The following is a 25,627-nucleotide window of genomic DNA, read 5'->3' on the forward strand; positions in this document are numbered from 1 at the left end:
TGCCGTGAGGATCATTCGCGCCAGCGACTGCCGGACCACGGCCTGGAAGAACGGCGGCGGCTCGACCACGGAGATCGCCGTCGGGCCATCAGGCGCCTCGCTCGATCATTTCGACTGGCGCGTCAGTATGGCGCGCGTCGCCTCCGATGGACCCTTCTCCGAATTTGCCGGCATAGATCGCACGCTTGCGGTCGTCACCGGGGGCGGATTGTTACTCAGTATCGGGGATGCAGCGCCGATCACACTCGATCAGGACTCGGATCCGATCAGCTTTGCTGGTGACATGCCGACATCGGCGCGGCTTGCGGCCGGCGCAATCACCGACCTGAATGTCATGACCAGACGCGGCCGGTTCGCGCATCGGCTGTTCCGCGTTCGAGAACCGCACCATTGCGAATTTGGTGACAGCGACATGGCGCTCGCGGTGGCCTGCTCCGGTACACTCGAACTGACCTTTCTCAAGGACAGCGTGACCCTGACCGCAGGCGATGCCGCGGTGCTGTCGTGCGCGGGCGACGCCGCAATCTTGATCGCACCAAAGCCGCCGGCGGACTGCTATGTCGTGCTGCTGCGCGAATGCCGCTCTCAGGCTGGCTGAGGATATCCAGCCGCTCTCGCCTCGGCGTCCCACCGCAACATCAGGTCATAGTCCTCAAGCGCGACGGGAGCGAAGGCATCGAGGCAAAGCCGCTCGCGAAGACTTGCACACGCCGGTGCGGTCGCAAAGGTCGCAAGGGTTGCCTGCAGGCGGGAGATGATCTCGTTCGGGCAACCGGATGAGGCGACCAGGAACGGGATCGGGGCCGGATCAGTGACGGCGACCACCCGAATTTGCGATCCGAGCTCGGGCTGGTGGTGCAGCATCAGGTCCAGCGCGTAGCCGTCGAGCGGGCCGACGTCGATATTGCCGGCCAGCACAGCCTCGACAACGTGCCGCGGCGTCGTCAGCGGTCCGATGCTCTCGCGATAGAGCTTGGCCCCGTGCTGTTGAAAATACGGCAGAAGATGATGCCGCAACGCGTTGTAGCCGGAATGAGAATCCGCGACGGTGTAGCCAAGACGCCCGCCGAACGTATCCTCGATAGTATTGAAATTTGAGTCCGCTCGGACGACAAGACAGGTGGCATAGACGGGACGGCCGGCGATCGGCGCCTTGGCCGGCACGGGCGCCGCGACCGGCCGCGGCCGCCGTGTCGCCAGCATGAACGGAAAGCCGCACATGAGGGCGCAGGCAAGATCGGTGCGCGACCACAGATCCGCGAGAGGCAGCGGAAAGGCGTGATCAAGGATCTCGAGATCGATACCGCTTGCTTGCGCAAGCCAACCGAACAGCTCCTTCCAGGCGGCGGCCGCCTGCGGATTGACCGAGTACATCCGTGCATTGGCGACGTAGCGCATGTGCGGACGCCTTGATCTCCGGTCAGGCGAAGCGCAGGCGCTGGCCTACGCCGATCCGCTCGGCTTTCTCCAGCATCGCATGTCCCAACGCGATATCGGACAGCGAAAGCCCGCGATGCCAGAGCAGATTGGTCTCGGCATCGCTTTCGCGACCCGGCTTGAGGCCGGCGACGATCTTCCCAAGTTCGGCATGGAGCGTCTTCTCGGATAGCTTGCCCGCTTCGACATGGGCGCGAAGGCTGCCGAACTTGCCGCCTTTGCATTGGCCCCAGTCATCGACCACCAGCTTGGACATGAGATCGGTCAGAGACAGCTCGATCGCGCTCATGGTGCCATAGGGAACGACGAACGCGCCCTTCTTGATCCATTCGGTCTTCAGCATCGGCTTCGGCTTGTCGAGCCGGGAAGCCTCGACCACGATGTCGGCGCCCTCGACGCAGGATTTCCAGTCTTCCGTCGCCACCACCTTCTTGCCGAGATCGCGGCTCAGCCGATCGGCAAAGCTGTTGCGGCTCTCCTCGCGGCGCGAGTGCACGCGGATCTCGTCGAAATTGAACAGGTGATCAAGCAGGCGGACGTTCCAATAGGCGGTCCCCCGCGCGCCGATATGACCGAGCACCTTGGAGTTCTTGCGCGCAAGGTACTTTGCACCGATCGCGGTGACCGCTCCGGTCCGCATGTCGGTGATGCCGCTTGCGTCCATGATCGCCTTCGGCGCGCCGGTGCGGGGATCGAACAGGGCCAGGATGCCGAGCTCCGAATGAAGGCCAAGCTTGTAGTTGTCGACGAAGTCGCCGACGATCTTGACGCCCGCCCTGTCGATCGGGGGCTTGATCGCCCCGCGCAGCACGTTGAAATGGCCGTTGGCGGCGCCAGGCTCGAGATGGACCCGCGGTTCGATGACCGTATCGCCCCTTCCCTGCGCGGCCAGGCTGGTTTCGATGGCAGCGAGAATCTCGTCATCGGTAATCTTGAGCTCTTCGATGTCGAGCCGGTTGAGGTAGGCGATGTAAATTGGCGGCATACCACGATCTCCTCAGGCTATATGTCTATACATAAATCCCGGGGTGGGGAAATGTCAATCGACCGACGTCGTCGGGATCGGCCGTCAAACGCGGCACGCGCGTCAACAGATCGCCCGGAGACACGCCTGGCGGAATCCTCGAGTGTCACAAGGCCGGCGACCTGGATAGGTGATGCTCGTCGTTCGCGACATCACGCGTAGGCAGCGCCATAGCGCTGCGGCGCAGCGAGGACACTCATCAGCAGAAGGTTACCGTAACTGATCCGCAAAACTCCGAGAACCGCCGCACCAGGTTCGTTCGCACCAGAAACAACCCGATCGAAACGCAACAACCGTGAACGAAACAAAACGAAAGCGCAGGAGAACCAACGAAACCGATCGATGTTCTACCGCTCATAATAGTCTGACCGTAGGGTCCAGTCCTGCCGGGCCCTCCGATGAAACGAGCTTCCTGAGTTTTAAAGGCCGTCGTGGTTGGTGAAAAGTTTGAAGAAACTCCCCGTGGTACCGATGAGGAACCGCGGGACAGGCTGGATGATCTGCACGAGCTGTGCTCGCGGCTTAACGTGCCAATATGGGAACTCCGATGGAGAAACGGGACGCCGGGAGCCGTTCCTTCTATACGCCAGCGGGCGCGCCGCGCAGGCTTGACCAATTGATGGTAATCGAGACCGCAAGGTGATCGAGCCCTAGCGGCTTCACCAAACGCTGCATCGGCGCGATCATTTGCGCATGCCCTGGCGCCGAAAGCCCGCTCAATTTCTCCGCCACTGGTCCGGTCCCCGTCGACCGTGACGCCGTCGGCGCATCGGGCAAGCCGTTCAAGTCGGTCCTCGTCTATTGGGTGAACTGCCACCACAGCGGCCGGCTCGCACCTTCACGCGGATGACGCAGGCAGGCAAAGACCTGTTCGCCTGATGTGACGGTGAGGAATGCCTTGGAACTTGCCTGCTTCTGGATAGTTGTCCGGACGCGCGTTCCTTTTTGCGATTGGGTTTTAATCATATGACTCGGCTGCTGGCACTTCTCGCTTTTTGCACTCTCTGCGCCCTTCCAGACGCAGCATCCGCAGATCAGCTAAAGCCGCAGCAAATAAGTTCAGCTTCCGACTTCAGCTCTCGTCAGCGGTGCGCGTGCAGTTCATCGCACAGGGCCGCGCGCATCGTCCGATATAGGCAATACCGAGTGAGAGCGGCATACTTGATCGGCTACGATCCGCTGCCGTACCGTTTCGGCTCGACATTCGTTTTCGAACCACCGTATCGCTATTACCGGTGGTAGGCTGCTGGATCACATGCCCAGCGGCGACAAGCTGCAACTGAGCGAGGTCAAAGAGTCAAAGAGCTGTTCAATCAGCTGAGATCGCTGCCATGACCGTACGGTGCATCCATTGCGATGACACCGGCTGGGTCAGCGAGAACCATCAGGACCAGCCATGGACCGGACCGCATGCCTGCACCTGGCGGCGGCGCGGGTGCGCCTTGCCCGGCCTGCAATAAGCTGGAGGGTGAGATACCTCGGCTGCCTCGCGGGTTTCGCAACATGTTCGACAGACGGGACGAACGATGAAAACCGCTCGCCCGAGCGCCGAATGTCGCATCCGCCAGCTAGGCGCCAGTCCGTAAATCCACGGCTCGCGTTTTTAACGTTAAGTCGAGAGACGATAAGGGCGCTGGCACCGAGCCGTGTATGCTTCCTGCATGAAGCGGGCGGTGGTGAAACGTGAAGACCTCGAGGCACTCCGGTTATTGCGGGCGTTCTCGAAACTCAGAGATCCGGACAAGCGGAAGGCTGTTCTGGAATTTGTTGAGGCAATCCTAGCCGCCGAGAAACCGATACGCGAAGAGCCTGACGACTAACGTTCGACCATGCTTGTCACGCAATGGTGCGCATACCGATTTTCCGTTCGCGCAGCCGTGATTTTTCACCGGGTGTCGTTCCTCATACGCCTACCTACATAGGTATTGTCCAAAAAAAATCCGAAGGGAAACGCTTCAACAGAGCAGCCGATTCTAGCCAGCGCCAATGCTCCGCACGAAACAAGAATCGTTCGGAGTACGACTATGATTGGATTCAGGACTGCCATTATTGCAGCGATTATGTCGATTGGCGTGATAAGCTCTGCAAGCGCACAATGCCCGACATGGGCGACATCAAATCCCGCTCTATTTGATTCGCAATACCCCGATAGCAGTGTGTTGAACGACTGCGAGTTAACGCCAGCAGGCAGAATGGGCCTGGAATTACCTGGCGGAGCGGCTCCCTCGTTTGGGCCCAATAGGGCTTATGGGGCAATGCTTGGCGTTGCTCAACACCACAGCTTTCGACACCGATCGCGGTGAGTCAGGGGGTTGTGTCGGGGCGCGCCGCCGTCCATCCGGGCCATCCATCGGAACGAGGTTCGGGTGTTCAATCCCGATCGTGAGGACCACCACAAGCTGAAGAGAGACCAATAACAGTCTTCGTCAAGCGCTGAACGGAAACGTGAGACGCCCCTACGTTGAAACGGCGCCAAGTCGAACTTAAATCTAGTTGCGTCAGCTTGGGAGATTTCGCAATGCTGCGAGCAATCTTCATTGTGACTTGTCTTGTTATAGCGTCGCCCTCGGTTGCCCAGCAGGTGCGGGTAATCACGGGAGACATCGAGCATATATACGGGCCCGGCGGTGAGATCCTCGACGATGCTGAGCTGCGTGCACGAAACGAGCGCGCCTTCGAGAGAATGCAGCTTGAAAAGCAGCGCGCGATTGAAAAGCAGCAAATCGAGGACGAGCGTCTTAGGCTTCAGCGTGACCAAGCGGCTCTCGCCTATGCAAGCGCTCCGACTTGGGACTCAACATATGGCGGCGGGTTTTTCGATGGTCGCCATCGGGGTCACGGGAGGATAAGCGCCTCGCCCAGGATGGGCAGTCGACGATGACTCACCGCGCTTTTGCGCAAAAGCAGGGCGCTGGCCCGACGCTCGTGGCCGCAGAGCGCATCTGACGAGCCGTGATCCAAGCTGTCCATCATCCCGCCCGGGACGGTGCGGTCTCGGGAGTGGCACCCATGGCGAAGAACATCGTTGCCGGACTCGTTGTAGTCGCTTGGATTGTGATCGGCTCACTTAGCTTTGCCCAAAAGCATCATCTTACCCCTTCAATATAACGCTGGCCTGGGCCTCAAGCCGTGGTTCGCACAAACTGCATTTCCAGCCGGTGCGCCATCCATCCTCTTCAGGGCAGCGAGCGCCAAAGGATCGACCTCCCTAAGCTGAGCTTCCAGCGTTGCGATAGTTGCGATCAGATTATCACGACGCTCTCGCACGAAGCAGGCCTGAAACGAAACCGGCCTAGCGTTCGGTGATTGGACTAGAGGGGACTAGGTCATGTGGGATTTCATCAACGCCTTGTATCGCGACTATTGCCTGGCTCGCCTGCAGGAAATGCGGAAGCTCGAGCTGTCGCACTAAACCATTGTCCGCGCGAAAGGATACCCGGTCACGAGTACAGTTCTGACCGGGGTGGCGGTTCTTACCCGACGCGGGAGCAAAGCCATGCAGGAACACAAGGGCATTCAATTCCAGGATCTCGATCAAGTCTTGCACAACGCTCATCTTCGCCGATCGGCCGACATGGGCCTCTGGCTGCGCAAGTTTTTTGAGGCTCGTCGCGAGCGCCCAGAAGAAATCAAATTGAAACAGGTTACGAAATCGGCCGGTAATGCCGGACCCCTATCGTCTCACCCATTGCTGTCCCTGGGAGATTTCAGATGATCTCACTTTCAAAACCCGCTACCGATCGTCCGGTCTCTACCTTCGCCATTGTGACCCTGTTCAGCCTCGTCGGGCTCGCGATCTCTCTTGCCTTCGCGCGGTACGGCATCGACGTCGCGATCGGCATGTAAGCGGCAAGAAGTTCCGATCAAAATTCGGACGTCCGCGGCCCCGCGCTAAACCGGTCCACCATGCCTTTGGCGAGGTCGCTAGTGCGGTTCGGATACATCGCTATCGAACGGTCCCTTTCAGGCTTTCGTAAGTCGGCACTGCCACGTTACCCTTTTTGACGAAGGGCTTTCTATGGACACCAAGGTCAAAATTCGTTGCCCGGCTTGCACGCGTGTATTTAGGGAAAGAGCCAACCGGGTTCGCGATGGCTTGCAGGTCAACTGCCACGATTGCAAAGGCTGAAATGGCTGGGCGAGTTGAGCGACGCTCGCCACCATTCGCTTTCGGGATCATCACCCGCCGCACCGGATCAGGTCTGTATGTCTTCGAGACCAGTTCCGCGCGCAGGAATGGAAATGCAGCAAGACCGCGTTTGTTGTAACGACATCCCGTCTTGCTGAAGCTGCGTTAGCGCCTGGTATGACGCAATAGGGACGCGCAAGAAAGCGATCCACGGGCCTTAAAGCCATGATCGTTTGAGGCGCCTGCAGTTCGCGATTGCGCGCGGCTGGCTCGAATATCGCGATCATCAATCGCGCCGTCGCTTCGTTGAACTGTCGAGATCTGCGGCCTGGTCGGCCTTGCGAGCCTTCTCGAAGAGTGCATCTCTTTCCGGGCCGGGAGGTAGCTTCTCGGCAGCCTCGCGGTTGAGCTTCGCAAAAGCAGCGAGCCGGTCCTGAAGCGAAACTGGCCGCTTGCCTCGTTCGATCAAGAGCCGCCGCCTGCGTGAATTTGCCCCAAGATCCCCTCCCCGCACCCACCTAGTTTAAATTTAACGGTCGAGTGGCTACGTTAGAAGCATGCCATTCGATAGACGAGCAGGAATCGAGACTAGGCTCGCGCGATACCGCCTCGTAGAGCAGCGGCTCGCTGCGGAGCCCGGCGCTGCCTCTAACTCTGAATTGAAGAGGCTACAGCGGATTATTGTCGATCTAGAACAGCAACTTATTGAGCTGGACACAAAGTAAGGCGACTTTAGTCGGCGGCTCCTGAGCCCGGTAGAAATACGGGTATCGGAAAGAATTGGCGGGGCTGCGTTAGCCGGTCATCCGTGAACCATCTCGACCGAGTAAAAATCGGAGCATGGAGCATCGCCGCCCACTTAGCGCGATACCCGATCACTACACTGATATCATGGGCAAGCCGCGGCGAAACTCGGCGCTCAGCAGATGGCACCTTGGATTCTGCTACACTTCAGGGGCGTCGGCCCCGCACGGCTGCAGCGTCTTGAATATGTGCCCGCGCAGGCACTCATGGTGGTCCTGCGTGTAGACCGTTACGGTGATCGCAATCAAAGCAACCACGAGAAGTCCGGCGACGATGTTCTGCATGGCTGCCACTCCCGGGACTGCACCGCCGAAAAGGGGGATGATGGACACCAGGGATCACGGCCGCCAATGCATTGGCCGCTCACAACAGCACGACCTTCTCATTCAGCGCACGGATCGTCAAAAGCGCTTTGGCCTACGCTGCGGCCTCGGAACACGCCGTAAGTTTGTTACTCGCGACTTGCGCGCGCGACATCGATCGATTCTTCAATAAGATCAAACAATGTCGGCGTGTCGCGACCCCGATACGACAAACTCGCGGCCAACTATCTGGCGGTCATCAAACTCGCATTAATCCGCATTGGGCTGCGTGCTAATGAGTCCACGCCTAGCCGACTTCGCGTGCCTCGTTGACCCGAAACGCCGCGCGGATCTCACGCTTCAACACTTTCCCATTTAGACTACGAGGAAGTTCCGGCCAGAATTCTACGGATTTTGGCGTACGCACACCACCCAGCCGACCCTTAACTAATTCCATAATCTCGCTCTCGATTTCTTCGGACGGAGCGTTCTGCCCCTCTTTGAGTTCAACAATGCCTTTGATTGCCTCCCCCATTTGGAATCCGGAACGCCGTTGACGGCACAATCGCGACCCGCGCGGTGAGACAAGATAACCTTCTCGACTTCCGCGCCATATACGTTGAAGCCCCTTTCGCTTCGGGCAAAATCTCGTAATGCTTCCCAAGCATCGAAAATCTTTGATGGTCGAAGGCGCGCTCGCGGAGCTCTTGAGCGAAGCGCCGTAGCGGCGCTCGACTTTAACCCACCGTGACGTTCGGGCTGGTCTCTTTTCTCGCGCCCATGGGACGGGTTCCACGTTCCGCGCTCGACAAGACCCGAAGCTATGTCCGCTGACGTGCTGATTCAATTTACGCAGTCCAAGTTCGCGGCCCCGTGTGGCTGGCTCGGCAGCCCTTTGATCGTTCGTCAAGAGCTGCCTCCTTTACGCGATCGGACGACGTCCCATACTGCGAAGCGGTTGCTGTCGCAGGTGCGTCATCTATGACAGACGTTTCGAACGTGGCCACAAGCCTCCTTCGGACCAGGATTCAGATTCGTCGGGCGTCATCGGATCGGCACCACCGCCAGTTCGCGCGGGATCGGTATCGAGCGAACGGCGCAGCTCGAGCTTGCCAATCTGGTTGCGGTGGACTTCATCAGGACCATCGGCCAGTCGCAGCAAGCGGGTCGTAGCGAGCGCTACCGAAAGGAAATGGTCGTTACTGGTTCCACCTCCGCCGAAAGCCTGTATCGCCCAGTCAACAACTGTCTGCGCCATGTTCGGCGCGACAACCTTGATCATCGCGATTTCCTGCCGCGCTGCCTTGTTGCCCACCGTGTCCATCATGTAGGCCGCCTTGAGAGTCAGCAGTCGCGCCTGCTCGATCTTCATGCGTGCTTCGGCCACGCGTTCGAGCGTCACTGTTTGCTCGGCGAGAGGCTTGCCGAAAGCGACACGTTTCAGCGCTCTCCGGCACATCCGCTCAAGCACGCGCTCGGAAAGGCCGATCAAGCGCATGCAATGATGGATGCGTCCAGGTCCCAAGCGTCCTTGCGCGATCTCGAACCCGCGCCCCTCGCCAAGCAACGTGTTGGCGGTCGGCACGCGCACATTGGTAAACATCACTTCGGATGCGCGATCCGGTACGCCGTAGAATCCGAGCACCGGTAGCGAACGGACGACATGCACTCCGGGCGTATCCTTCGGCACGAGGATCATCGATTGACGCTTGTGACGGTCCGGATTGTTCGGATCGGTCTGGCCCATGAAGATAATGATCTTGCATCGCGGATCGGTGGCACCTGTCGTGTACCACTTGCGACCGTTGATCACGTAGTCGTCGCCATCACGCGCGATCAAGCTGGCCACATTGGTAGCGTCGGATGAGGCAACGTCGGGCTCTGTCATCGCGAAGGAAGAACGAATCTCGCCCGCCAGCAACGGCTTCAGCCAGCGTTCTTTCTGCGCCTGCGTACCGTAGCGCAAGATTGTCTCCATATTGCCGGTGTCCGGCGCACTACAATTGAAGACCTCGGGGGCAAGGTGCGAACGTCCCATGATCTCGCACAGCGGCGCATATTCGAGATTCGTCAGCCCCTCTTCGTGAGCAGGCAGAAACAAGTTCCACAAGCCGGCCTGTTGCGCGAGCGGCTTCAGTTCCTCGACAACCGGGTGTACGGCCCAGGGTCCAAGCCTCTCGGCCTCCTGATAGTATCGGCGCTCATTCGGGTAGATGTGCTCCATCATGAAGCGCTCGACACGCGCGGCCAGTTCCTGGCTGCGTTCGCTTTGGCTGATATCCACGTACGTTCTCCTTACCGGCTGCGTAGGCCATCCCTCAGTGTGTTTCGGGTGATTTTCCCGGATTCTGTCTTCGGCAGATCCTCCAACACGCGAATGTCGACGGGGCACTTGTAGGCTGCCAGTCGCTCACGGCAAAAGCGCGAGAGCGCGGCGACGTCGATCACGGCGCCAGGTTGGGCGGACACGAAGGCTACCACCGTCTCTCCGCGATAGGGATCGGCAGCGCCGACGACAGCTGCCTCGCGCACCCCCGGAAAGCCGTAAATCACGTCCTCTACTTCGCGCGGCCAGACCTTGAAGCCGGAGGCGGAGATCATGTCCTTCTTGCGGTCGACGAGATAGAACCATCCGTCCTCATCGAAGAAGCCGACGTCACCACTATGCAGCCAGCCATTCGTCAGCACTTCATTGGTCTCTACCGGCTTTCGCCAGTAGCCAGCCATTACGCCCGAGCCTCGCACAACCACTTCGCCATGCTCGCCCGGCCCGAGCGGGCGGCGATCGTCGTCAACAACGATCGCATCCACGCCCGGCGTCGGCCTGCCGATAGACAGCGCACCAGACTCGGGATCGACAGGAATTTGCCCCTCGTTGGGCGCAAGGTGGCTTGCAGACGTCAGTTCGGTCATTCCATACGAACTACGGATCGCTCGCCCGAACTGTTCCGCAAAAGCACCGATGACCGATGGGGCAATCGGCGCGCCGCCGGAATAGATATGTACGAAGCTTTCAAAATGGCGGCTCGTCGCGTCAGCCTGGTTCATCAGCGCGATGTATGCGGTGATGGCGCCGACGATGAATGTCGGCCGCCATTCAAGGAAGGCATCGAGCGCGACCTGCGGCTGGAAACGATAGGTCAGCACCATCGCCGCACTCGCGGCAAAGGCCGCAACCATCTGGATCTCGAAGCCGGTGATGTGGAACAGCGGCGCGACCCCGAAGATGCGCGACAGGCCGTTCAGTTCGAAATGATCGCGACAGACCAGCGCGGTCGCTGCCAGATTGCGATGCGTGAGCATGGCGCCCTTGGGAGCGCCCGTGGTCCCGGACGTGTATAGCAGAAGGCTGATATCATCCGGGGTCAGAACGGGTGCCGGCGGTGCGGGGGCATCTTCGGCGAAAACCGTCGCCAGCGCATGGGCCTGCGGCGCCGCCCCCGGCTCCGGCAGCACGCGGACATCGTTTCGCATCTGAAATTCACGGGCGCCCGTCCAGACCACCAGTTCAGGATCGACCGAATTAGCGGCCGGGAAAACGTTGTCCCATTGGTCATCGTGACAGATCACCGCCTTCGGTTCGCAGTCCTTGAATAGCTTCCGAAGCTCCGGCGTGCGGTACATCGGGTTGAGGCTGACAACGATCGCTCCGAGCTTCCAGGCCGCCACGCTGACGACAACGAACTGGGGTACATTCTGAAGGATGACAGCAACCCGATCGCCGCGCCCGACCCCTCTATCCCCAAGCCAGCCAGCGACCCGGTCACTCAACCGATCAATATCGGCGTAGCTCTGCGTCGCGTCGAAATAGAACACGGCTGGCGCCTCGCGCGGCGCGGCACGAAACAGATCGAGCGCCGTCAGTTCTCCCGGGTCGGGAGGAGCGACAGACGTTTCTCCGAGCCGCGCTCGCTGCCGGCCTGCGGCGTCCTCATAGGCGCGCGCACGCGACTCGGAATCCGGGTCCGAGGTCATTGCTTCTTGCCACTGCTGTCGTAGCGATGCCAACCGCTTCCAGCCTTGCGACCATTATAGCCCGCGGCCACCATCTGGCGCAGCAGTGGGCGCGGCAGGAATCGCTCGCCGTAAGCCTGATAGAGGATCTCGTGCACGCTGAGCGATAAGGAATTCTGCGTGTTGTCCATGAGCTCGAATGGACCGATCGGATGTCCGAGGCCAAGCTTGCAGGCGACGTCAATGTCTGCCGGCGAACAGATGCCTTCCTCAACGAGGCGGATCGATTCGAGGACGAGCGCATGCAACAGGCGATTAACTGCGAAGCCGACCACGTCCTTGACGCGGATCGGCGTCTTGCCGATCGCGACCATCACTTTCATGACAGCATCAACAAACGCCATATCTGTATCGGCAGCTGAGATGACCTCGACCAGCTTCATGCGCGATACAGGTGAGAAGAAATGGGTGCCAATGAACTGCGCGCGCCGCGGCTCAGCAACTGCCGCGCTCAGCGTCGTGATCGAGATCGACGATGTGTTGGACGCCAGCCCAGCTTCCGGCGTCAAAATCGCATCCAGCTTCTTGAACACATCACGCTTCAGCGTCTCGTCCTCGAACACCGCCTCGATGACGAAATCGCGATCGGCATAGGCGTCGAGGCTGTCAGCGACCGATAGCTGGCGGCGCGCCGTCGCAACCGCCTCCGCCGTCCAGAAGCCACGCGGCAGACCGCGATCGAGGACGTCGTGGAGGCGCGCCACGGCCCGCTCGGCCGCTTCCCGGGACGCGTCGCTGAGCAGCGTCGGATACCCCGCCACCGCGAACATCAGGGCGATCTCCGAACCCATCATCCCTGCGCCGACAACGCCGATTCTCTCGAAACTACTCATTGGTACGCTTTCCTCGATAGACCGAGCCGAGACGCACGTGTGGCAATATGTCCCGGCTCACAATGGGCGGTTGAGCCGCCCCACTCTCTTTCGCCTGAATGACAACGCGCGTCCGCCGGATGTGAAGGCGCACCAATGCCTGCGCGGCGTCGACGTCGCGCGCCCGGATCGCGTCCATGATCAGGACGTGCTGGGGATCAGAGAACGGAAAGCCGTCCCTGGCGTAGGTTTCGCTCACAAACTGCCGTCGGAAGTGCTGCGTGCTGTTCCAGAAGCGTTCGACCATCGCCAGCAGTTGCGGCATCCGCGCGCGCGAATAGGTGCGCAGATGAAACTCCCGATCAAGCTGGATGTACTCCTCGAGCGTGGTTACGTGCTCAAGTTCGCGCACAATGCGGTCAAGCGTCTCGATGTCGTCGTCGGTCAGATTTGGAACGCTTTCACCGATGGCGAGCGGCTCGACCGCTTCACGAATCTTGTAGATCTCGATCGATTCTTCCGAATTGACGTCCGCAATCCAGGCGCCACGGTTCGGCGCCATCACGACCAGCCCCTCGTTCTCGAGCTGCTTCAGTGCCTCGCGCACGGGAATGCGACTCGCTCCGAAATGCGTCGCGAGAAGCTCCTGCCGGATCCGCGTACCCGGTCGCATCTCCCCGCTCAACACCGCGCTGCGGATCTCGCTTGCGATCCGCTCGCTCATCAGCCGACCGCCATCCGGATCGTCTTCATTGGCGTCGCGCGCCGTGTCGTTCCAATGGGGAGGCCGCTGATAGGCACTCATGAAAGGCCCTGCTTATCAATGAATGGCCGCGTACATGATCTTGTCTTCGGTCGCATCGGCCCGCGTCATTTCCTCGACGATACGCCCGCCACGCGCGACCAGTATCCGATCCGAGATCGCCAGGATCTCCGGCAGATAGGAAGAAATAACGACGACCGCCTTGTTCTCGCCCGCCAGCCTGCGAATTGCCTGGTGGATCTGCGGAATGGCGCTGACGTCGACCCCTCGCGTCGGCTCGTCGAAGATGACCACTGTCGGTTCCTGCGCCAGAGACTTCCCCACCACGACCTTCTGCTGATTGCCGCCGGAATATTCCACAATCTTCAGCGTTCGCTTCAGCGCCGAGATGGAGAGCGCCGAAATCCATCGATCGGCAATCCGCTTCATCTCGCGCGCGGAGTAGAAGAATCGCCTGATGCGCGGCGACGACAGATAGCCAAGATAGATATTCTGATCCACCGTCATCGTCTCGAAGAAACCGTCGACTTTCCGATCCTCGGTGATATAGGCGATTCCGTCGCGCACCGCCTGCCGCGGCACCCGGTAGCGGACCGGCTTGTCCCGCAGATAGATCATCCCGCCGCGCAGGAAGTTGCGCTTGCGCGCGCCGCTGACGATCTGCGCGATCTCGGAACGTCCCGCGCCGACCAGTCCGAAAATGCCGACGACTTCCCCGTTGAAGACCGAGAAGGACATATTCTTGACGATGCTGCCCATCGTCACATTCTCGACCGAAAGCACCTTCTCTCCGCGCGCCGATTGCGGCTTTGGCGCGTCTGGATCAGCGCCGTGGGTCGCGTATTGAGCTGCCGTTTCCTCGCGGCCAACCATCATCCGCACGAGCGAGTCGCGGGTGACGTCCTTTGCCGGCACCGTGGCGACAAGCTTGCCGTCCCGGAGTACGGTGATGCGATCGGCGATGTTGAGTGCCTCTTCCAGCGCGTGCGAGATAAAGATGATCCCGGCGCCTTTCTCTTTCAGGGTGTTGAGAAGATGGAACAGATGCTGCGTTTCTTCGGGCGTAAGCGACGCAGTCGGTTCATCGAAGATGAAGACCTGTGCATCGTGGCGCACAGCACGCACTATCTCGACCATCTGCCGCTTGGCAGTTCCGAGATTCTCGACCAGCACCAGCGGATCAACATTGAAGTTCATCGATTGCAACGACTGCGTCGCCGCAATATTGATCTTGCTGTAGACAGTAACCCACTTCTCCATGCCGAGTTCGAGATTCTGCGCGACCGTCATCGACGGCACCAGACTGGACTCCTGGTAGACCATCGCGACGCCGCCCTCGAGCGCCTCCTTTGGCGAGGCAAACGAGACCTTGCGTCCGCGGATCATATAGTCCCCGGAGGTCAGGACGATTGCGCCTGCGATCGCCTTGCACAGTGTCGACTTTCCCGCACCGTTCTCGCCCAGCAGCGCGTGAATTTCGCCCGGCCGCAGATCGAAATTGACACCGTCGATCGCATGCAGGCCGCCATAGACCTTGCTGCCATTGACGACCTGCAGCAGCGGGGTGCCTGCCTGTTGTTCCGCCGGCATGGCGCTCATCCTTCCTGCGCGCCGCGACCACGCGGCAGTTCAACCAGGCAATCGCGTCCCTTGGACACCGCCAGCACGCGAGAGCCAATCGGGCGGACGGCGGTTATTCCATGGACCCGACCATCGACTCGGCTGTGCAACGTCTCCACCGCCATGCCCTTGGCGTCCAGCCGCGCAACGAGGCCATACGAGCGCGGCGGCGCCCACGGCTTCTGAATGCCGAGCTTCTTGATGCGGCCGATCTGGGTCGGCTCGCGCGGATTGAGGCGACCATCCAGCGCCGGCCCGATCCAAAGCTCCGATGGTACCGTCCGCATCATTTCTTCGCAGAATGCCCGTTCGCGCAGGACGAATTCGGTCAGCTGCGTGCGAAGCGCGAGGAAGGCCATCCAAACCTCTCTGTCCGCACCGCGGCCGAGACGCGCCGGATAGCCTGTATAGTTCTTGACGATCACGCGCCTGTCGCCGCCGGCGCGTGGAAAAGCGGTCAGGCGATGAGCCCAGGATTCGGCGACCCACACCTCATTGCCGTCACTGGAAACGACCACGCCAAGCGGCCATGCGAGCTTGTCCGCGAGCACGCTCGCGCCACCGAGCGAGGCATCGCAAACGACGAGTCGGCCCGACGGGGTGCGGTTCTGCATCAGGTCGGTCAGCCAGAGTTCGGGCAGGTTGTTTCGCGAGCCGTCGGTTAGGTAGATCGCGCCATCCGGCGCGACCGTCACCGACAACGGACAGGCTATCCTTTCACTACCGACGCTTTCGAGCCTGCCGACGATCTTGCCGACTGGCGAAAGCGCCATCAATCCAACCCCAGAGACGCAAGCGAGCAGTCTCCCATCCGGCGCGCTGGCAAGTCCGCCGACCGGCCCGTCCAGGGTCGCGAACACCGCGCGTGTGTTGAAATCATCCCCCGAGCAACGCAGGATGCTGTTGCCTGTCGAGACGTACAGCGCGCCGTCCTGCCCGAGCGCCATATCGTCCGGCCGCTCGATCTGGTCGCCGAGTTGGCAGGCGTGATCGAGCCGCAGGTTCGGGGAGAACGCGCCGTCGAGCACCGGAATGCCATGAAGCTCTCGGTTCGGAAACAACACGCGATCGACGATATCGCCAGGCAGAGACATGGCTTAGACCCCTCCCCAATAGGACTTGTACGCTTCCCAGGTCGGGTCAGCGTCCTGCAGGCGGATACGGCCGATGCGGTTGTTCTCGAGACCGCCGATATAGAGATGGCCCTTGTGTTCGCGAACCGACGTGATGGTCGGATGCGAAAGCCCGCCCGGATCCCAGAGCGATTCGGTCACGACGCCGTTGTCGTCGAACTTGGCCACGCAGCCGTAATTGATCCCCGGGCAGAGCCACTCATCCGGCGGGATCTGCTTGACCATGCGAGTGCGAAAAACGGGATTGCGCATGGCAAGGTCATAGACCGGCGTGCGCAGGCCGACGAAGGCGAGCCAGTATTTGCCATCCGAGGCGCGGTTGATGTTGTCGCAATAGCCTGGAAGGTTGTCGATCAGGATTTCGCTGGTGCCCGCCTTCGGGCCGGCGATCCAGTAACGGTTGATCTGACACAGCCAGGTGCTCGCCCACAGCACCGACCGGCCGTCATGCGAAATGCAGATGCCGTTGGGGAACGTCAGGTTCTTGAGGACTGTCTTGGTGACGCCGGTTTTCGGATCGTGGCAGATCAGCCGGCCGTTGCCGCGCCCCTCAAAGCCGTCAAGCGCCCAATCGGTCAGTTCGTAGCGGGTCGAGGCCTCGCTGAAATAGATCTTGCCGTCGGGCGCGACGTCGAGATCGTCGGCGAGATAGAGCCGCGAATCGTCCTTGAGACGTGTGCGGGTACGCGTGGTGCGGTCCGTGACTTTGAAGACCGAGCGATCGGGCTTCACGCCATAGACCCCCATCCCGGCGATGCAGACAAGGAGGTTCTGATCCCGATCGAACGCCAGCCCGAGCGGCCGGCCACCAATGCGCGCGAACTCCTCGCGGACAGTATAGTCCGGCGCGAGAAAGCGGATGATCGAGCCGTTGCGATTGACGGTGTAGAGGTTGTCCTTGCGGTCGAGGATGATGTCTTCCGGGCCTTCGATCATATTGAGCGCGATGGCTTCGGCGTTCTTCAGGCGGTCGTTCTCCGCGAAAGGCGTGCCGCTGCCGCGCTCGACCGACGACGGCGGCTCGAAATCGACCCAGCTTGGGGTGACATAGACCTTTTGCAGCACCTTGCCCTTGTTCTTGACCCACTTCACATTGAAGCCGACCGCGAGCAGCAGGATGATGCCGATGATGGCAGTCGTCAGGTTGCCGGAGATGCCCAGCCGCACCATGCCGCTGGTGAGCATGAAGATGATCGCCGCGCCCATGACGGCGCGCGCAATGGTGCCGCGGCCGCCGGCAAGGCTGATGCCGCCAAGAACCACCGCGGCCAGCGCATTGATCTCCCAGCCGACGCCGGTGTCGGTGCCCGAACTGCTCTGCCGTGCTGCATAAAGGATGCCCGCCAGTGCCGCGATTGACCCTGACATCACATAAGCCGAGAACAGCACGCGCCTGACGTTGACGCCGGCGTGACGGGCCGCCTTGCGGCTCGACCCGACCGCCATGATGTGGACGCCGGGCTTGATGCGGGTAAGAAAGAAGTGCGTTCCGGCGGCAAGCAGGATCAACACCAGCATGTTGAAGGGAATACCGAGTACTCTGCCCGATCCCATGAAATCCCACGTACTGGACCCGCTATCGATGCTTGCGAGTTCGTTCGTGAACGCGACGGTCACCTTATTGTAGGCGGCGCGAACGATGATGAGGATGACCAGGGTCGTGAGGAACGGCCGGGTCTTGCCGTAGGCAATCAGGCCCCCGTTGATCGCGCCCATCGCCGCGCCGAACAGGATGACCAGCAAGATCGTCACCGGCAGCGGCAGCCCGACAATGAGATACAGATAGAGCGCAAGGAAGTTCGACATCGCGAACACCGCGCCGACCGATAGATCGATGCCGCCCGATAGCACGGAGAAAGCCATCGCGACGGCGACCATCCCCTGCTCCGCGAAATTCCGCATCAGCTCCTGAAGGCTGGCCGCCGTCAGGTAACGCGGGATCATCACCGCGAAAGCCAGGAACACCGCGATGGTCAGCGTGAATGGAATGATCGGCTCCATCCACCGCTTCTCAAGCAGTTCGCCCAGGAACAACTGGGGCGAATGGCGGTGCCAGGCTCGTTGCAGGCTCTTCATCAACAGACTCCGGCGGGTTCGGCGCGGACGCGGCCGAACGGCGGGGCGACGCAGAAAATGGGAATGGGCAACTCCAGCCTGCCCGCGCCGCCGACGGCGCGGGCGCCGGATCGACTACTTCGCGCCTTTCGGGATGCTGAAGCAGTACATGCGATCATCCTTCGACTTCACCCAGGCGGGGGTCGTGTAATAGGCGGTGTTCTTCGAGCCCGGCTTGTCGCCACTCTGCAAAAGCGCGATCACCGCGTCGGCGATGGTCTGCCCCTGCACATCGGCACGATACGACAGGTTCGCGGAGAACGCGCCCTGCTCCAGAAGATCGCAATCCGCGGGCTGGCCGTCGCTGGCGACGAACACCTTCACCTTGTCGCCCATGTTGGCAGCCTTGATCGCCTGCGCCGCGCCCGCCGTTTGCGGTCCCCAAACGCTGAGGATCCCGCACAACTTGGGATGCTGCTGCAACACGATGGTCGTGATATCGCCGGCCTTGTTGGCGTCCCAGCTTGTCGGCTGCGACGATACGACCTTGATCGACGGATCGGTCTTGAATACCTCCATGGCGCCGTTCTTCATGTCGAGCGAATAGGCTGCGGTCGCCTCGCCCTCGAGGATCGCGACCTCCCCCGAGCCCTTGCCGTCGCCGCATTGGTTGATCACCTCCCGCGCGATCTTGGTGCCGAGATCCTTGGCATCGACGCCGACATAGGCGTCGGTCAGGGTATTCGATGCCATGTTGACCTGCACGACATAGATACCCGCGTCCATGGCACGCTTCAGTTCCTTGGCGAGCAGCGTGACGTTCGGATTTTGGACCACGAGCACGTCAGGTTTTTCGTTGATGTAGTCGCTAACGGTCTGAAGCTGGATGTCGGACTTCATGTTGGCGTCACGGGTGACGAGCTTGATGCCGTAATCGTCGAAACGATCCTTCATCACACGCGTCCATTCGGATTCTAGAACACCCATCCAGACTGGCGACCATGCCACCGTCTTGCCTTTGAGTGCCTTGTCGAACTTGTCGCGCAACTGGTCGCGCGGCCCGGCCGCCTGAGATGGCGCCGCCACCAGCGCGGCGGTCGCCACCAGCGCCGCCAGCCCGATGCCGGCAAGCGTCTTCCGATGCACTGCTTTCGTCATGTTTCTTCCTCCCCCTCTATGTCGGCCGATTGTTGCGGCCCGTTGATGGATGCAGAGCTTCAATCGCCCTGCTTCGACGTCTCCTCGTCACGCGGATGCAGCCGGGAATCGAGCAAGATCGCGATCAGCAGCACGACTCCCTTGACGATGTTCTGGGTCTGCACGTCCATGTCCATGATGGTCATGCCGTTCAGCAGCACGCCGATCAGCAGCGTTCCGGCGACGACACTCATCACATTGCCGCGGCCGCCGACGAGGCTCACGCCGCCGAGCACCACAACCATGATGACATCGAAGATGATCGTCGATTCCGCGACCTGGAGATGCATCAGCGCCGTTTGCGCGATCATCACGACACCACCAACGTAACCGATCGCTGCACACAGCGCGTACTCGATCATGGTCAGCGGACGGGTCGGCAGACCGGTCTGGCGCGCGGCGTCGGGGTTGTCGCCATGGGCATAGACGAAGCGCCCGATTACGGTGCGCGACAAAAAGAGATGCACGACGACCGCAGTGGCCGCGAAGATCAGGATCGAGATCGGGACACCCCCCCAGATGTTTCCGCCGAGCCGCAAGAACTCGTCGTGCCCCTTCGAAAGATACACGACATAGTGCTGCACAGCAGTGGTGCGTACGACCCCCAATACCGCGAGGCTCGATGCTAGCGTCGTCAGCAGCGGCGGCATCTCGATTACCGAAATGAGAAACCCGTTCAGGACACCGATGGCGATCGCCATCACGAATCCGATGACCAGCGCGACTGGCGTCGCAAAACCCGAATTCATCAGAATGATCGCGATCGCCGTGGAGGCAGCGAAGGAAGCGACTTGCGACAGATCGAGTCCACGCCCGATCACGACAACCGCCATGCCGAGCGCGAGAATGCCGAGTATCGAAATGTTACGCGCCAGCGCGAACAGATTGCCGAGCGTCAGGAAGCCCCTCAGGAAGATCGAGAAAACGACGATCAAGACCGCGCACATCGCCAGCACGGCCGTTGTCTGCGTTAATTTCGGCCCGCGCGCTCCCGAACTGCCGGTCACCGGGTCCTCCCGAGGTTGGTTTTTATTCCGGAGGGGAAACTGGACAAGATGTATCCAAAAGTCAATGTCGGTATCCAAATGGTTAGGTGACAGCATATCTCGCGCAAAGAATAGCGGTCACCATATCGACGATATAATATTATTTTCAGTTACTTATATCGAGACGATCGCAACGCTCGCAATCACCCCCACGTGGCATCATTTTGGAAAGTGCGAGCCGAAACGGAGCGATTGGATACATTTGGTCTATCCGTGGCAAGGTGAGATGGATGCCACCCCGTATATTCGACGGGGGGTGGTGCCTTGAGGTCGCCAGTCAGGCGTGAATCCGTTGCACCTGATTATGGAAGGCGCGCCGCCGCGCGAAACGCCACGAATGCGAATCTTGATGGCGACTTCCAAAGACGCATTGCCGCAACGATCTACTTCGCGTTCATCAGCGCCAGTGCGTGGCCGCAATCACCAGACGCTGTTGGGTCCGGCCCATCGACTGGGCTGAGCCCACCGGCACAACTGAACGTGGGTTTATGGTGAGCTCGGAGGGCGTTCGCGTTTGCCGGGATTTCACCTGGATAGTTGAAGTTGCTAGTGCACTTCGCGCTCAAAGGTGCTTTTCGGTCCTGGTTCAAACAGAGGTAGTCGCCCGCGATGCGACCCCGCCTCATTTCCGTGAGGTCCTCGGGCCACTCATAACGGTCTAGTCGCGGGTCCGAGTCACGCAGCAGCGTATATCGGCCACGGATGTCAGCCCTTAGGCGCCAGCAGTCGAGCCGTCTGCTCTACGGCCCGCGGCCCCTTCTTGAAATTGCCGATTTCGCCATCGACTAGTAACTGTCCGAACCCGATCGCATTGGTCACGCCGCCGACGGACCACAGGTTTGTGCGCGCGTCGATGAATGGGCGTTCTTCGTCAAGCTCGCTCGGCCCGCCAACTAAGAGCCGACCTTGGCTCTAAACGATGGTGCTCACCTCGTTCGAGCCTCGATCGCTACGATGACAACGAGGCACCCGCGCGATGGGCAGTGATAGCGGCGCCGGCATACAATGACGGCCGGCCCCTCGCGCGAGAGCCTCAGGCGAGCGCGGCTCGGCTTACGAAAGCCCGCTGCGGCGACAGCCGCACGCCCAAGTGATCTGCTACACTAGCGAGCGGCCTCGACATGCATCGCCATGTCGCGTGGCTGGAAAAAATTTCGGCAACTCGTGACAGAATAAGCATCACATTCTCTTCGATCTGATTTCTTCGGAGTCCCTCGCGCGGCAGACTTGAGAATCATCGCACGAGCGCGACCTCCCGCAATCTTGAAGCGTTTGGACAGCCGACCAGCTTTCCTTTCGCCCCCGTGCCACGTATCGTTGGCGCAGCATCGGTTGGAAGGTCGCATGGTTATCGGGCAACTCGTTAAGGCGTTTGCGATCGTCAGTAGTTTTTTTGTCATACAGCAGATCGCTGTTCTGCCAAGCGCGCGTGCCGAGCCTGATCTCAGCGGCGTCTGGCTTCCCGACATCAGGGATCAAAAACACCAGGAGACGGCGAACATGCCGCCTTGGAAGCCAAATATCCTCGAGCAGGTTCGGCACCTCGTTGCCGAGGAAAAAGCAGGACGGCCGTTCCTCGTCCTGAGCTACTGCCTGCCACACGGCATGCCGAGCTGGATGCTGATGACGCACAATGCATTCGAGCTGCTGGTCACGCCTGGCCGCATCACCATGCTTGGCGAGGTCGACGGCAACCGGATGCGGCGCATCTACATGGATGGTCGCAAGCCGCCGGAAGATCCCGACCTCTCGCTGCACGGCTATTCGATTGGCCATTGGGATGGCGACACGCTGGTGATCGACACCACGTCGATCGTGCCGCAGGCCTATATCGCGATCAGCGAAGCTGTCGGCATTCCGAACAACGGCGACATGCACATCGTCGAGCATATTCATCTCGCAGAACCGAATGTCATGCACGACGATCTGGAGGTCACGGCGCCGAACGTTCTCACCACGACCTGGAGGACGACGCGAATTTTTCGCCGCTACCCCGAGCGCCATTATGAAGTCACCGAGGGCGAGTGCGCGCAGGAAGATCTCGTGCCGGGCAAAGACGAGCACGGCAACGACATATTCGTCCCTAACGCGCAAGGCGCGTTTGGAACGGTCCATACCGGAAAATGAGGAACGACCGAGATGTCGCTGAAGGCCATGTTTCTTGCTGCTTGCCTCACGCTGGGCTTTGTCGACGTTGCAGCCGCGCACCATTCCAATGCTGCCTATGACAGCGACCATCCGCAGACCGTGCAAGGCACCGTCAAACAGGTCAACTGGACCAACCCGCATATCACCTTCATTGTCGAGACCGACGTCAAGGAAGGACCGCAGGCCGGCACCTGGACGTTCGAGGTGTCGAGCCCTGGCGTGCTCACGCGATCCGGCTGGACAAAGCGCTCGCTACAGCCTGGCGATCACGCCGTATTCGGCTATCTGCCGCTACGCGACGGCAAGCCCGGTGGCTTCCTGCGCAAGGTAACTTTACAGGATGGCAAGGAACTGACCTACAGCCTGACGCCGGACGAGCAGTAAGTTCACATGTTAGCGCTGACCGGGTTTTCGAAGTGGCTGGCGGCGACGTCGCTCAGTCACACCATCCAGACAGTCACCTGGATCATCCCGACGCTCCAGACGATCCACATTCTTTGCGTGGCGATCGCGTTCTCCTCCGCGGTGCTGGTCGATTTGCGGATCTTTCGGGTGTTCGAGCGCGATGAGCCGCTGCGCGAGGTCACGCGGCGCTTTCTGACCCCGATCTGGCCGGTCCTGCTCATCCTGCTCCTGACCGGAAGCCTGCTGATCATCGGCGAGCCCAGACGCTCGCTGGTCAACACCACCTTTTATCTCAAGATGGCGCTGCTGCTCGTGGCCATCCTGCTGACGGCCACCTTGCAACGGATGGTACTGGCGTCGCCAGACGTCTTTGAGGATCGCAGCCGGCAAATGGCAGGCCGGGCGCTGGCAACGGTGTCGATCCTGGTTTGGTGCGGCATCCTGTTCGCCGGACGCTGGATCGCTTACACGCAGGCCGGATGATGTCGTACATCCAAGACTTGATCGTATTCTTCGAGGACAGCAGCATTGCGGACAGTATCCGTGAGAACGACACGCTGTTTCCCACGATCGAATCGATCCACGTTATTGCGATCTGCCTTGTGGTCGGCTCGATTCTCGTGCTGGACTTGCGGCTCCTTGGGCTCGCCTCGATGAACCGGCCCGTCGGCCGGTTGACGCGTGCAATCCTGCCGGTGACCTGGGGCGCGTTCGCGATCGCGGCGAGTTCCGGCTTCCTGCTGTTCATCTCCAACGCCACCAAATATCTGGCGAATGGCTACTTCGACGCCAAGATCATCCTTATCTGCACGGCCGGGTTGAACTGATCGTCTTCCACGCGATTGGCGCGAAGGATCTGCCGCAATGGGAGAAGCAAAAAACACCGCCGCTGCGGGCTCGAGCTGCCGGCGCGCTATCGATCCTGCTCTGGATCGCGATCGTGGCCTGCGGGCGCTGGATCGGCTTCACAATGCAGCTGCTCTGATGCCGAAAAGATCCCTTGTACATGCCAGCCTTGCCGCCGGGCTCGTCTCGGTTGGCCTCGCCGCCTCCCCATCAATGTCCGATACAACGCCAGCGATGCCGCCATTCCATACGCATGTCGACATGAAAACCTTTATGGACTACGTGCTGACGCCGGCCGCGAACTTGATCTGGAGAGTCAACGGCTCGGTGATCGACGCCAGCGGTGAGCACGACCTCTCGCCCAAGACCGACGACGACTGGGAAAACATCACAAGTGGCGCCGCGACGCTTGCGGAAGCGACCAACGCACTGATGATCCCACAGCGCGCGATCGATTCGGAGTGGAACACTTACGTGAAAAAACTTGCCGATGCGGCCGACAGGGCCTACCAGGCCGCGGAGATGCACGACTTAAAAACCGTCGCCGACGTGAGCGATCACCTCGACAGTATCTGCGCCGCCTGCCATCGTCACTACGGGCTGGAGTAAGCTGCTCGCTCGATCCCCCACATTCCGGGCGCGCCCGTGACGCACAATCATTTGCTGCATTGGTCCGCCAGATGGAGGACCCCACGAAACGCATCGCCGTAGTCGGGGGGCTTTTCGTTATCCTTCTCGGATAGGGTGAACTTGGCCTTGGTGCTCAGCGTCAGGGTCTTCATCGAACCGGTGTATCCAAGATGCTAGTGCGCCGTTCAAGCGAAAATGATCGCTATCCTCCACTTCGACCAGGCTTGCCGATCTCCATTCTTCGATTCTTTCCGCCATCTTATGACTGCCCACGCTTCCTTTGCGTTCAATTGAATCGCGCTGAACACCGTGATTGAATCGAACCTTGCAGAGCGTTCTCGCCCGCCGCTTGCTGACAATGCTGTTAATCGGCGCACAATATTGGCTCTGACGCAAATTCGATGTGCGCCGCTTCGCATCGGCGTCGGGTGGTGCGGTGTCGATATCGGCGGCGCAGATGGCTTATATGCTCGAGGGCATCGACTGGAGGAACCCGCAACTCAGCTGGCGTCCGCAAAGCGCAGGTTGAGCAAATAAATCTGCGGCCTCAGCTTTTTGAGGAGTCACAACGCATCCGATCTGTGATTCACTGCGTCGTATGGATGCTGATCGCAACGCTGGCCCTGATGACGTTGCTGTCCTGAAGGAGGCCTTGGCGGTCGAGCGCGCCAAGGCTCTCGAGATTGCGGCTGCCCGCGCGAAGGCGTCGGAAGACAGTGCGCTGATCGTCCAACAGAAGCTTCGGATCGCCAAGCTTGAGCGTCAGATCTACGGGCAGCGGTCGGAGCGTTCGTCGCGGCTGATCGAGCAGTTGGCGTTGACGTTCGAAGAGCTGGAAAGTGACGCCACTGAAGACGAACTGGCGGCAGAGCGCGCTGTGGCTGAGACGACGACGGTGCGTGGATTTACGCGTAAGCGCGGCGAACGTCAGACATTCCCTGAACATCTGCCGCGCGAGCGAGTGGTGATCGACCCGCCGACGGCTTGTGATTGCTGCGGCGGCAATCGCCTGCGCAAACTCGGCGAGGACGGCTGCCGCGGTCGAGCCGTTTGTCGACCAGCCATCACATCGGGGTCAGCAACAACCTTATTCCAGCTGACCCAGGCCGGCAGTATCCTCGCCTATAGGCGAACCGAGAGGGACTTCGATGTGGCAAGATAGCCCCTCAGCTCCAAAGATCATTTCGCTCTTGGCTTTCAACGATGCGACCAGAGCCCGCTCGATGAGTTCGCGGCCGAAGCCCTTTCTGGCCGGCGCCGCG

General features: G+C 60.5%; 23 protein-coding genes and 1 pseudogene. 10 read left to right on the top strand and 14 right to left on the bottom strand.

Going from position 1 to position 25,627, the window contains the following annotated elements:
• Positions 1-4: 4 nt before the first annotated feature.
• Positions 5-598, top strand: coding sequence for a HutD/Ves family protein (locus ACP2YO_RS33450; RefSeq protein ID WP_426435393.1), 594 nt, complete (start codon positions 5-7; stop codon positions 596-598).
• On the opposite strand, the gene ACP2YO_RS33455 is transcribed toward ACP2YO_RS33450, so the two are convergent.
• On the bottom strand, positions 586-1,398 hold the full coding sequence (locus ACP2YO_RS33455; RefSeq protein WP_426435394.1) for a phosphate/phosphite/phosphonate ABC transporter substrate-binding protein: 813 nt from the start codon (positions 1,396-1,398) through the stop codon (positions 586-588). The genes ACP2YO_RS33450 and ACP2YO_RS33455 overlap by 13 nt on opposite strands.
• A 22-nt stretch (positions 1,399-1,420) precedes the next feature.
• Positions 1,421-2,422, bottom strand: a complete 1,002-nt coding sequence (locus ACP2YO_RS33460; RefSeq protein ID WP_426435395.1) for an ornithine cyclodeaminase family protein — start codon at positions 2,420-2,422, stop codon at positions 1,421-1,423.
• Positions 2,423-4,979: 2,557 nt separating this feature from the next.
• Between ACP2YO_RS33460 and ACP2YO_RS33465 the strand changes: the two genes are divergently transcribed.
• From ACP2YO_RS33465 to ACP2YO_RS33475, 3 genes are all read left to right on the top strand, one after another.
• On the top strand, positions 4,980-5,342 hold the full coding sequence (locus ACP2YO_RS33465; RefSeq protein WP_426435396.1) for a hypothetical protein: 363 nt from the start codon (positions 4,980-4,982) through the stop codon (positions 5,340-5,342).
• Positions 5,343-5,957: 615 nt separating this feature from the next.
• Entirely contained in the window at positions 5,958-6,176 is a 219-nt protein-coding gene (locus tag ACP2YO_RS33470) for a hypothetical protein (protein ID WP_426435397.1), read from the top strand.
• A complete protein-coding gene (locus ACP2YO_RS33475; RefSeq protein WP_426435398.1) occupies positions 6,173-6,307 on the top strand; it encodes a hypothetical protein in 135 nt (44 codons plus the stop codon). The genes ACP2YO_RS33470 and ACP2YO_RS33475 overlap by 4 nt, the downstream gene beginning before the upstream one ends.
• A gap of 1,227 nt (positions 6,308-7,534) precedes the next feature.
• Here the strand turns inward: ACP2YO_RS33475 and ACP2YO_RS33480 are convergent.
• The 11 genes from ACP2YO_RS33480 to ACP2YO_RS33530 all read right to left on the bottom strand — a co-directional run bounded on the left by ACP2YO_RS33480 (position 7,535) and on the right by ACP2YO_RS33530 (position 20,297).
• Complete coding sequence (locus tag ACP2YO_RS33480) at positions 7,535-7,678, bottom strand: hypothetical protein (RefSeq protein WP_426435399.1); 144 nt, start codon at positions 7,676-7,678, stop codon at positions 7,535-7,537.
• A gap of 325 nt (positions 7,679-8,003) precedes the next feature.
• On the bottom strand, positions 8,004-8,231 hold the full coding sequence (locus ACP2YO_RS33485) for an AMP-binding enzyme (protein ID WP_426435400.1): 228 nt from the start codon (positions 8,229-8,231) through the stop codon (positions 8,004-8,006).
• A 444-nt stretch (positions 8,232-8,675) separates the two neighbouring features.
• Positions 8,676-9,923, bottom strand: coding sequence for an acyl-CoA dehydrogenase family protein (locus tag ACP2YO_RS33490; RefSeq protein WP_426443372.1), 1,248 nt, complete (start codon positions 9,921-9,923; stop codon positions 8,676-8,678).
• Between the two features lie 68 nt (positions 9,924-9,991).
• The gene (locus ACP2YO_RS33495) at positions 9,992-11,512 is read right to left on the bottom strand and encodes an AMP-binding protein (RefSeq protein ID WP_426435401.1); all 1,521 of its coding nucleotides are present in this window, start codon (positions 11,510-11,512) and stop codon (positions 9,992-9,994) included.
• 155 nt (positions 11,513-11,667) lie between these two features.
• Positions 11,668-12,543 (bottom strand): 3-hydroxyacyl-CoA dehydrogenase family protein, encoded by an 876-nt coding sequence (locus ACP2YO_RS33500; RefSeq protein ID WP_426435402.1) that lies wholly within the window; start codon positions 12,541-12,543, stop codon positions 11,668-11,670.
• The gene (locus tag ACP2YO_RS33505) at positions 12,536-13,327 is read right to left on the bottom strand and encodes a GntR family transcriptional regulator (protein WP_426435403.1); all 792 of its coding nucleotides are present in this window, start codon (positions 13,325-13,327) and stop codon (positions 12,536-12,538) included. Before ACP2YO_RS33505 ends, ACP2YO_RS33500 begins: the two co-directional genes overlap by 8 nt.
• A 15-nt stretch (positions 13,328-13,342) precedes the next feature.
• Positions 13,343-14,884, bottom strand: a complete 1,542-nt coding sequence (locus tag ACP2YO_RS33510) for a sugar ABC transporter ATP-binding protein (RefSeq protein ID WP_426435404.1) — start codon at positions 14,882-14,884, stop codon at positions 13,343-13,345.
• Complete coding sequence (locus ACP2YO_RS33515) at positions 14,881-15,999, bottom strand: SMP-30/gluconolactonase/LRE family protein (protein WP_426435405.1); 1,119 nt, start codon at positions 15,997-15,999, stop codon at positions 14,881-14,883. Before ACP2YO_RS33515 ends, ACP2YO_RS33510 begins: the two co-directional genes overlap by 4 nt.
• A gap of 3 nt (positions 16,000-16,002) precedes the next feature.
• A complete protein-coding gene (locus ACP2YO_RS33520; RefSeq protein ID WP_426435406.1) occupies positions 16,003-18,114 on the bottom strand; it encodes an ABC transporter permease in 2,112 nt (703 codons plus the stop codon).
• Between the two features lie 114 nt (positions 18,115-18,228).
• Complete coding sequence (locus ACP2YO_RS33525) at positions 18,229-19,251, bottom strand: sugar ABC transporter substrate-binding protein (RefSeq protein ID WP_426435407.1); 1,023 nt, start codon at positions 19,249-19,251, stop codon at positions 18,229-18,231.
• Between the two features lie 59 nt (positions 19,252-19,310).
• The gene (locus ACP2YO_RS33530) at positions 19,311-20,297 is read right to left on the bottom strand and encodes an ABC transporter permease (protein ID WP_426435408.1); all 987 of its coding nucleotides are present in this window, start codon (positions 20,295-20,297) and stop codon (positions 19,311-19,313) included.
• A 1,383-nt stretch (positions 20,298-21,680) separates the two neighbouring features.
• On the opposite strand from ACP2YO_RS33530, the gene ACP2YO_RS33535 reads away from it, so the two are divergent.
• Genes ACP2YO_RS33535 through ACP2YO_RS33555 form a run of 5 tightly spaced genes read left to right on the top strand, consistent with a single transcriptional unit; the run spans position 21,681 to position 24,344 of the window.
• A complete protein-coding gene (locus tag ACP2YO_RS33535; RefSeq protein WP_426435409.1) occupies positions 21,681-22,463 on the top strand; it encodes a hypothetical protein in 783 nt (260 codons plus the stop codon).
• A gap of 12 nt (positions 22,464-22,475) precedes the next feature.
• The gene (locus ACP2YO_RS33540; protein ID WP_426435410.1) at positions 22,476-22,868 is read left to right on the top strand and encodes a DUF6152 family protein; all 393 of its coding nucleotides are present in this window, start codon (positions 22,476-22,478) and stop codon (positions 22,866-22,868) included.
• Positions 22,869-22,874: 6 nt separating this feature from the next.
• Positions 22,875-23,372: a DUF6644 family protein gene (locus ACP2YO_RS33545; protein WP_426435411.1), complete on the top strand. Its 498-nt coding sequence runs from the start codon at positions 22,875-22,877 to the stop codon at positions 23,370-23,372.
• A complete protein-coding gene (locus tag ACP2YO_RS33550; RefSeq protein WP_426435412.1) occupies positions 23,372-23,716 on the top strand; it encodes a hypothetical protein in 345 nt (114 codons plus the stop codon). Before ACP2YO_RS33545 ends, ACP2YO_RS33550 begins: the two co-directional genes overlap by 1 nt.
• Positions 23,717-23,753: 37 nt before the next feature.
• On the top strand, positions 23,754-24,344 hold the full coding sequence (locus ACP2YO_RS33555) for a hypothetical protein (protein WP_426435413.1): 591 nt from the start codon (positions 23,754-23,756) through the stop codon (positions 24,342-24,344).
• A 47-nt stretch (positions 24,345-24,391) separates the two neighbouring features.
• Here ACP2YO_RS33555 and ACP2YO_RS33560 read toward each other — a convergent pair whose 3' ends face one another.
• Positions 24,392-24,517: a hypothetical protein gene (locus tag ACP2YO_RS33560; protein WP_426435414.1), complete on the bottom strand. Its 126-nt coding sequence runs from the start codon at positions 24,515-24,517 to the stop codon at positions 24,392-24,394.
• A gap of 446 nt (positions 24,518-24,963) precedes the next feature.
• Here ACP2YO_RS33560 and ACP2YO_RS33565 point away from each other — a divergent pair.
• Positions 24,964-25,404 (top strand): annotated as a pseudogene (locus tag ACP2YO_RS33565) (IS66 family transposase); the annotation flags it as partial.
• Between the last annotated feature and the right edge of the window lie 223 nt (positions 25,405-25,627).

Origin of the sequence: Bradyrhizobium genosp. P, from assembly GCF_049949265.1 — a bacterium.
Classification (GTDB): Bacteria; Pseudomonadota; Alphaproteobacteria; order Rhizobiales; family Xanthobacteraceae; genus Bradyrhizobium.